The 221-nt window shown below is 40.3% G+C and carries 1 protein-coding gene; it reads right to left on the bottom strand.

Annotated features, from left to right (window positions below; translation table 11 throughout):
* A partial coding sequence (locus tag AC973_RS04930; RefSeq protein ID WP_048728047.1) for a hypothetical protein occupies positions 1-221 on the bottom strand: 221 nt, incomplete at both ends.

The raw sequence follows: 221 nt of genomic DNA, 5'->3' as shown, positions 1-221 counted from the left end.
CGACAGAGTAATTCAGCTTGACCGAACTTGTAAGCATTCTGGCTAAATTGTTGAAGATAAGCGATATGTTGCTTATCACAAGACACTTTAATTCGCCCTTGATTGGTCGTCAGTGAATAGGTATCGTCTTGATGATAAGTGTAGTTACGATTGCGTACGAACACAGCGACTGGTTGCTTAAACCCTAGGGGTTTCGTTAAATGGTAAAGGTCTTTATATAG

This window comes from Carnobacterium sp. 1290_CSPC (genome assembly GCF_001053265.1).
Taxonomy (GTDB): Bacteria; Bacillota; Bacilli; order Lactobacillales; family Aerococcaceae; genus Aerococcus; species Aerococcus urinaeequi.
This window is presented reverse-complemented; position numbering and strand designations above follow the sequence as displayed.